Origin of the sequence: Peterkaempfera griseoplana, from assembly GCF_001418575.1 — a bacterium.
Taxonomy (GTDB): Bacteria; Actinomycetota; Actinomycetes; order Streptomycetales; family Streptomycetaceae; genus Peterkaempfera; species Peterkaempfera griseoplana.
The window spans coordinates 1-5,555 of sequence record NZ_LIQR01000734.1; the positions used below are offsets into that span (position 1 = coordinate 1).

Genomic DNA, 5,555 nt, shown 5'->3' on the forward strand with positions numbered 1-5,555 from the left:
CGGTGGGGGCGGGCAGGGTGCCGAGGTCGGTCACAGGGTCTCCCCTTCCTGGCGGAACATCCGGCGCAGGTTGAGGACCAGGGCGGCGAGCAGGATGAGGACGGTGAGGGTGGAGACCGCCGAACCGAGGTCGTACTTGTGCAGGGACTGGGCGATCTGGAAGGCGTACACGGGCAGGGTGGTGGTGGCGCCGTCGGGGCCGCCCTGGCTGACCACCCAGATCTGGGCGAAGCACTTGAACGTCCAGATCACCTCCAGTGAGGTGACCAGGGCGAACAGCGGCCGCAGGGTGGGGAAGGTGATGAGGCGGAAGGTCTGCCAGGGACCGGCGCCATCGATGACGGCGGACTCGTAGAGTTCGCCCGGGATGGTGGTGAGCCCGCCGTAGAGGGTGAGCGCGGCGAACGGGACGGACTGCCAGACGATCAGCACCACCAGGATGGCGAAGGTCGCGTTGCTGTGGGCGAACCAGGCGTAGTCCCGGTAGCCGTGCAGCCCCAACTGGTCAAGTATCCAGTTGACCACTCCGAAGCGGGACTGGAACAGCCACTGGAAGACGGTGGTCGCGGCGATCACCGGAGTGGCCCAGGCCAGCACCAGGGAGCTCATCACGGCGAGCCTCAGGCGCCGGCCGAGCCGGGCGAGCATCAGCGCCAGCAGGGTGCCGATCACGGTGATCAGGGCGGTGTTCAGAGCGGTCCACAGCAGGGTGCGGCGCACCACCGTCCAGAACTCGGGGTCGTTCAGCACCTCGGCGTAGTTGGCCGTGCCGACGAACCGGGCGCCGCCGCGGATCAGTTCGCCGAGGCGGAAGTGCTGGAAGGACATCACGATGTTGCGGACCAGCGGATAGACCAGGAGGTATGCCGCGCCCACCACGGTGGGGGCGACCAGGAGGTACGGCCAGACCCGGCGCAGCGGGGCCGGCGGGGCGGCGGTGGGCACGGCGTCGGTCTCCCGTCAGGAACTGCTGTTGAGGGCCTTGGTGATGGCGTCGCTGGCAGTCCTGCCCGCCGTGGCCGGGTCGGCGCCCGTGAGCACCTGCGTCATGTACTGCTTGATCGGGTTGTTGGCCTCCACCGCCGCCCAGTTGGGCGAGTTGGGGGTGGCATGGCCGTTGACGGCGCCGGCGGCCATGGCCGCGGCCCCCTCGTTCCCGGCGAGCACTCTGGCCAGGGACGTCCGGTTGGGGACGTAGCTCATCTCCTTGGCGATCTCGGTCTGCCACTTCTCGCCGGCCAGCGCCTTGACCACCTCGTATGCGGCGTCCTGGTGCTGGGAGGCCTCCGGGACGACGAGGTCGGACCCGCCGGTGAAGACCGCACCGGGCTTGTCGGCCGTCTTTCCGGGGATGGGGAAGAAGCCGAGCTTGTCCTTGAGGGCGGGGTTGGCCTGGAGGATGGCGGCGGCGCCGCCCGGGGTGGAGATGATCTGGGCGCTGTGGCCCTTGGCGAAGACCTCCGCCTGGAGCGGTTTGGCCTCGTCGGAGTCCTTGGGTCCCTTGCCGAGGGCCTGGAGCTTCTTGTAGAACTCCATGCCGGCCTGGGCCTGCGGGGTGTCCAGGGTGCCCTTCCAGGTGCCGTCGGCGCCCTTGACGGCGAGGTCGCCGCCCTCGTCCCAGATGAAGCCCGCGAGGGCGTACCAGGTCTGGCCGGTCAGGTAGATGCCGTCGTTGCCGCCGGTGTTGAGCTTGGCGGTGTCGGTGAGCCACTCGTCGCGGGTCCTGGGCGGGGTGGTGATGCCCGCCTTGGCGAAGAGGTCCTTGTTGTAGATGACGACGCGGTTGGCGGCGTACCAGGGGATGCCGTACTGCTTGCCGTCGATCCTCCCCGGCTCGGCGAGGCCGGGGATCCAGTCGGAGCCCTGGAGGTCGGCGACCTTGTCACTGAGGTCCTGCACGCCCCCGCTGGCTGCGTACTGCGCCACCTGGGTGTTGCCCACCTCGATGACATCCGGGGCGTCCTTGCTGGCCAGAGCGCTGATGATCTTCTGCCCGATGCCGTCCCACTCCTGGATCTGGATGTTCAGGGTGGTACCGGAGTGCGTGGCCTCGAAGTCGGCCTTGAAGCGCTTGAGGATGCCGTCGGAGACGCTGTCGCGCATGATCCAGACGGTCAGTGCGGCCGGGGAGCCGGCGTCGCCCTGGGCGCTGCCCGCGGGGGAGCTGCTGCGCCCGGCGAGCCCGGCGAGGGAGAGCGCCGCAAGGGCGGCGAGGGCGCGGGAGGGCATGGGAGGTCTCACGGACGGGTCACCTCTGGGGAAGGGGCCGAAACTTACCACTTATGGACTGGCCTGCCACTGGTAAGAGAAGGTGGCAGAGAGCTGTCAGGCCGTCAAGGCTCGAAACCACCTGGTTACAGAGCCGTTCGCGAAGGCTTTGCCTCACAGCGGGCGAGTGGTGCAGACTGGTCAACCGCTGGAGGGTTCACCAGCGCACGTCAGAGGAGGGTGGACATGGGCGAGGAGAGCGCCGGTCCCGCATACAAGCGCACCCGGGTCCGGGACTATCTGCGCGACCTTGTCGAGGCGCGCACCCCAGGCGACCCGATCCCGTCCGAACGCGCCCTCTGCGACCAGCTCGGCGTCTCCCGGCCCACCCTGCGCTCAGCCGTCGACGAACTCGTCTCCACCGGTCTGATCGTCCGTGAGCACGGCCGGGGCATGTTCGTCGCCCCCGCCAAGATCACCCAGGAGCTGGCGGCGGCCACCGAGGACCACGCCTTCGTGCTGCCCAGGGCCGCGGGCCACTGGGCCAGCCGGGTCCTGGAGTTCAGCGTGGTGCAGGCGGGCGCCCGCGTCGGCCGCAAGCTGCGCATCTCCCCCGCCGTCGAGGTGGTCTACATCGCCCGGCTGCGACTGGTCGACGGCGAGCCCATGGCCATCGAGTACCTCCATGTGCCCGCCGCGCTGGTCACCGGACTCCAGCCGGCCGACATGGAGGCCGGAGACTTCTACGAACTGCTGCGGGACGTCCACGGCGTCCGGGTGCACGAGGCCGAGCAGTCCATGGAGCCCACCGTGGTCAGCGAGAAGGAGGCACGGCTGCTCACCGTGCCCGTCCTCTCCCCCGCCCTGCACGTCGAACGGCTCACCACCGACCGCTCCGGCCGCCCGGTGGAGTATGTGCACTCCCTCTACCGCGGCGACCGGTACCGCATCGTCTCCCACCTGTCGCTCGGCGACGCCGCCGACCAGGACGCGGGCCGCCCGCAGCTGCGGCCACCGGACTGACTGCGGGCCGGCGCCGGCCGTGACCGCCCCCGCGCCGTCTCGGCGGGGGTGGGGTGGGACCGCGGGCACCGGACCGGTCAGGCGGTGCCCTCGGCGGGACGGCCCGGCGCGGCCGCCCGCGCGAAGGCGGTGATGGTGGGCATCCCCGGCCGGTAGCCGTCCGAGGTGTCCACCGCCAGGGTGGGGACGTCCAGGGAGATCGGCACAAAGGAGTCCAGGGAGTGCTCTCCCGCGGCCACGGCCGCCAGCAGCTCCCGATCGCCGTGCGCGGACCTGTGGGCGCTGTGCCGCGCCCGGTGCACGATCCGGGCGTGGGCGACGGCCGCCGGAGCGGTGCAGCGGATGACCCGGACCCTCGCGAGGCCGGTCAGCGGTTCGAGGTTCGGCCGCCACAGCCGGTCCTGGTACGCGGCCTCGGCCACCACGCTCACCCGGGCCCGGAGCAGCGTGGCCAGTACGCCGAAGAACGCCTCCAGGGCCGGCAGGTTCAGGGGATCGTCCGCCCCGCCGCGGTGCCCCGGGGTGGACAGGACCATGCCCTGCTTGATCTCGTCGCGGACGACCGCCGGGCACCCCAGCTCACGGGCGACGGCATGGGCCAGGGTCGTCTTGCCGGTGCCGGGGCTCCCGCTGACGACGACGAGCGCGGGCAGGTTCATGGTGTGCTCCCCTGGTTCGGGACGGCCGGTGTACGAACCATGGTGACCGGTGGTCAAGAGTGGTGCCCGGGGCGGGCAGTACGAACCGGGGACGGCCGGACGGCGCCCGGCGCCGCCCGGCCGTGGCTGCGCAGCACGGCGGGCGCCCCTCCCGGGCCGTCACCGCCCCGCTGCACAGGCCGGGCGGGGCCGCGGCCGCCCCTCCCGGCTCACCAGGTCGCGCCGGCCTGCTCCCGGTTCGCGCGGTTGACCCGGTTGAAGAAGTTGGTCAACGCGATGTTCAGGGTGATCGCGGACAACTGCCTCTCGTCGAAGTGCGCGGCTGCCGCGTCCCAGATCTCGTCGGTGACCCCCGGCGCGCCGTCCTGGATCCGGGTGGCCGCCTCGGTGAACGCGAGTGCCGCCCGCTCCTCCTCGCTGTAGAGGGAGGTCTCGCGCCAGGCGACCACACTGTGCAGCCGCTCGTCGGTCTCCCCCTGCTTCTTCGCCGACTCGACCCCGGCGTGGACACACGGGCTGCAGCCGTTGATCTGGCTGGCCCGCAGATGGACCAGCGCCAGTAGCCGCGGGTCCACCCCGCCGCTGTGGATCGCCTTCATCAGGTGCTGGATCGCGGTGACCACATCGGGGTCCGCCGACCTCTTCGTACGTGCTTCCATCGGTCCTGCTCCCTCATCGGTTACCTGTGCCCCTCGGGGCCCGTCATCACCCATGACGGAGCGGACCCCAGGAAGGTGACAACATGTCCGGCGCCCACCCGACGGACCCGCTGGCGGAAGGGTTCGAGGCCCAGCGCGACCGTCTGCGCGCGGTCGCCCACCGCATGCTCGGATCGCACGCCGACGCCGAGGACGCGGTCCAGGAGGCCTGGTTGCGGCTCTCCCGCCAGGACGCGGCGGCCATCGACAACCTGGCCGGATGGCTGACGACGGTGGTGGGCAGGATCAGCCTCGACACCCTGCGGGCGCGGCGCGCCCGCCCCGAGGTGTCCTACGACGACCGGCTGCCCTCTCTCGTGGTCACGGCCGACGACGGCCCGGCGCCGGAGGACGCTGCGGCGCTCGCCGACTCGGTCGGGCTCGCGCTCCTCGTCGTCCTGGAGTCCCTTGCCCCGGCAGAGCGGCTGGCGTTCGTCCTGCACGACCTGTTCCGGGTGCCGTTCGACGAGATCGCCCGGATTCTCGGCAGGTCCACCGCCGCCGCCAAGATGCTCGCCAGCCGCGCACGCAGGAAGGTACAGGCGACCGAGCCGCCCGCGGCAGCCGCAGGGGAGCAGCGCAGGGTGATCGACGCGTTCCTGGCGGCGGCCCGTCACGGCGACTTCGAGGGCCTGCTGCGGGTGCTGGACCCCGAGGTGCGGCTGACCGTCGACACCCCCGGCGGCAGGGTCGTCACGCTGGGGGCCACCCGGGTCGCCGAGGGCGCGCGGTTGTCCGCCGGAGCAGCGGCGCGGGGGCGGGCGGTACTCGTCGACGGCCGTCCGGGGATCGTGTCGTGGCGCGCGGACGGCGACCCGCTCTCGGTCATCGCCTTCACCGTCGTCGGGGACCGCATCGTCGACATCAGGGTCGTGGTCGACCCGGCCCGGCTCGCGTCGATGAACCTGCCGGAGCCGCAGTGAACCCCCGCGAGTCGGTCGTCGCGGCGGGCGGCCTGCGGGCGGCC

Annotated in this window: 6 protein-coding genes; 2 read left to right on the forward strand and 4 right to left on the reverse strand. The window is 71.7% G+C overall.

Annotated elements, in window-relative coordinates:
• Positions 1–30: 30 nt before the first annotated feature.
• Both AOK09_RS36145 and AOK09_RS36150 read right to left on the reverse strand, forming a co-directional pair.
• Positions 31–945: a carbohydrate ABC transporter permease gene (locus AOK09_RS36145; protein ID WP_175609389.1), complete on the reverse strand. Its 915-nt coding sequence runs from the start codon at positions 943–945 to the stop codon at positions 31–33.
• A 15-nt stretch (positions 946–960) separates the two neighbouring features.
• Positions 961–2,229, reverse strand: a complete 1,269-nt coding sequence (locus tag AOK09_RS36150; protein ID WP_055591404.1) for an extracellular solute-binding protein — start codon at positions 2,227–2,229, stop codon at positions 961–963.
• Between the two features lie 225 nt (positions 2,230–2,454).
• Between AOK09_RS36150 and AOK09_RS36155 the strand changes: the two genes are divergently transcribed.
• Entirely contained in the window at positions 2,455–3,231 is a 777-nt protein-coding gene (locus AOK09_RS36155) for a GntR family transcriptional regulator (RefSeq protein WP_055591405.1), read from the forward strand.
• A 77-nt stretch (positions 3,232–3,308) separates the two neighbouring features.
• Here AOK09_RS36155 and AOK09_RS36160 read toward each other — a convergent pair whose 3' ends face one another.
• Together AOK09_RS36160 and AOK09_RS36165 are read right to left on the reverse strand one after the other, a co-directional pair.
• A complete protein-coding gene (locus AOK09_RS36160) occupies positions 3,309–3,890 on the reverse strand; it encodes an AAA family ATPase (protein ID WP_055591406.1) in 582 nt (193 codons plus the stop codon).
• Positions 3,891–4,099: 209 nt separating this feature from the next.
• A complete protein-coding gene (locus AOK09_RS36165) occupies positions 4,100–4,549 on the reverse strand; it encodes a carboxymuconolactone decarboxylase family protein (RefSeq protein ID WP_055591407.1) in 450 nt (149 codons plus the stop codon).
• An 83-nt stretch (positions 4,550–4,632) separates the two neighbouring features.
• Here AOK09_RS36165 and AOK09_RS36170 point away from each other — a divergent pair, with 83 nt between their 5' ends.
• A complete protein-coding gene (locus AOK09_RS36170) occupies positions 4,633–5,511 on the forward strand; it encodes a sigma-70 family RNA polymerase sigma factor (protein ID WP_055591408.1) in 879 nt (292 codons plus the stop codon).
• Positions 5,512–5,555: the final 44 nt, after the last annotated feature.

Bases quoted from the DNA above. Each gene is read 5' to 3' on its own strand.
- AOK09_RS36150 (WP_055591404.1), bottom strand. From the start codon at position 2,229: ATGCCCTCCCGCGCCCTCGCCGCCCTTGCGGCGCTCTCCCTCGCCGGG.
- AOK09_RS36155 (WP_055591405.1), top strand. From the start codon at position 2,455: ATGGGCGAGGAGAGCGCCGGTCCCGCATACAAGCGCACCCGGGTCCGG.
- AOK09_RS36160 (WP_055591406.1), bottom strand. From the start codon at position 3,890: ATGAACCTGCCCGCGCTCGTCGTCGTCAGCGGGAGCCCCGGCACCGGC.
- AOK09_RS36165 (WP_055591407.1), bottom strand. From the start codon at position 4,549: ATGGAAGCACGTACGAAGAGGTCGGCGGACCCCGATGTGGTCACCGCG.
- AOK09_RS36170 (WP_055591408.1), top strand. From the start codon at position 4,633: ATGTCCGGCGCCCACCCGACGGACCCGCTGGCGGAAGGGTTCGAGGCC.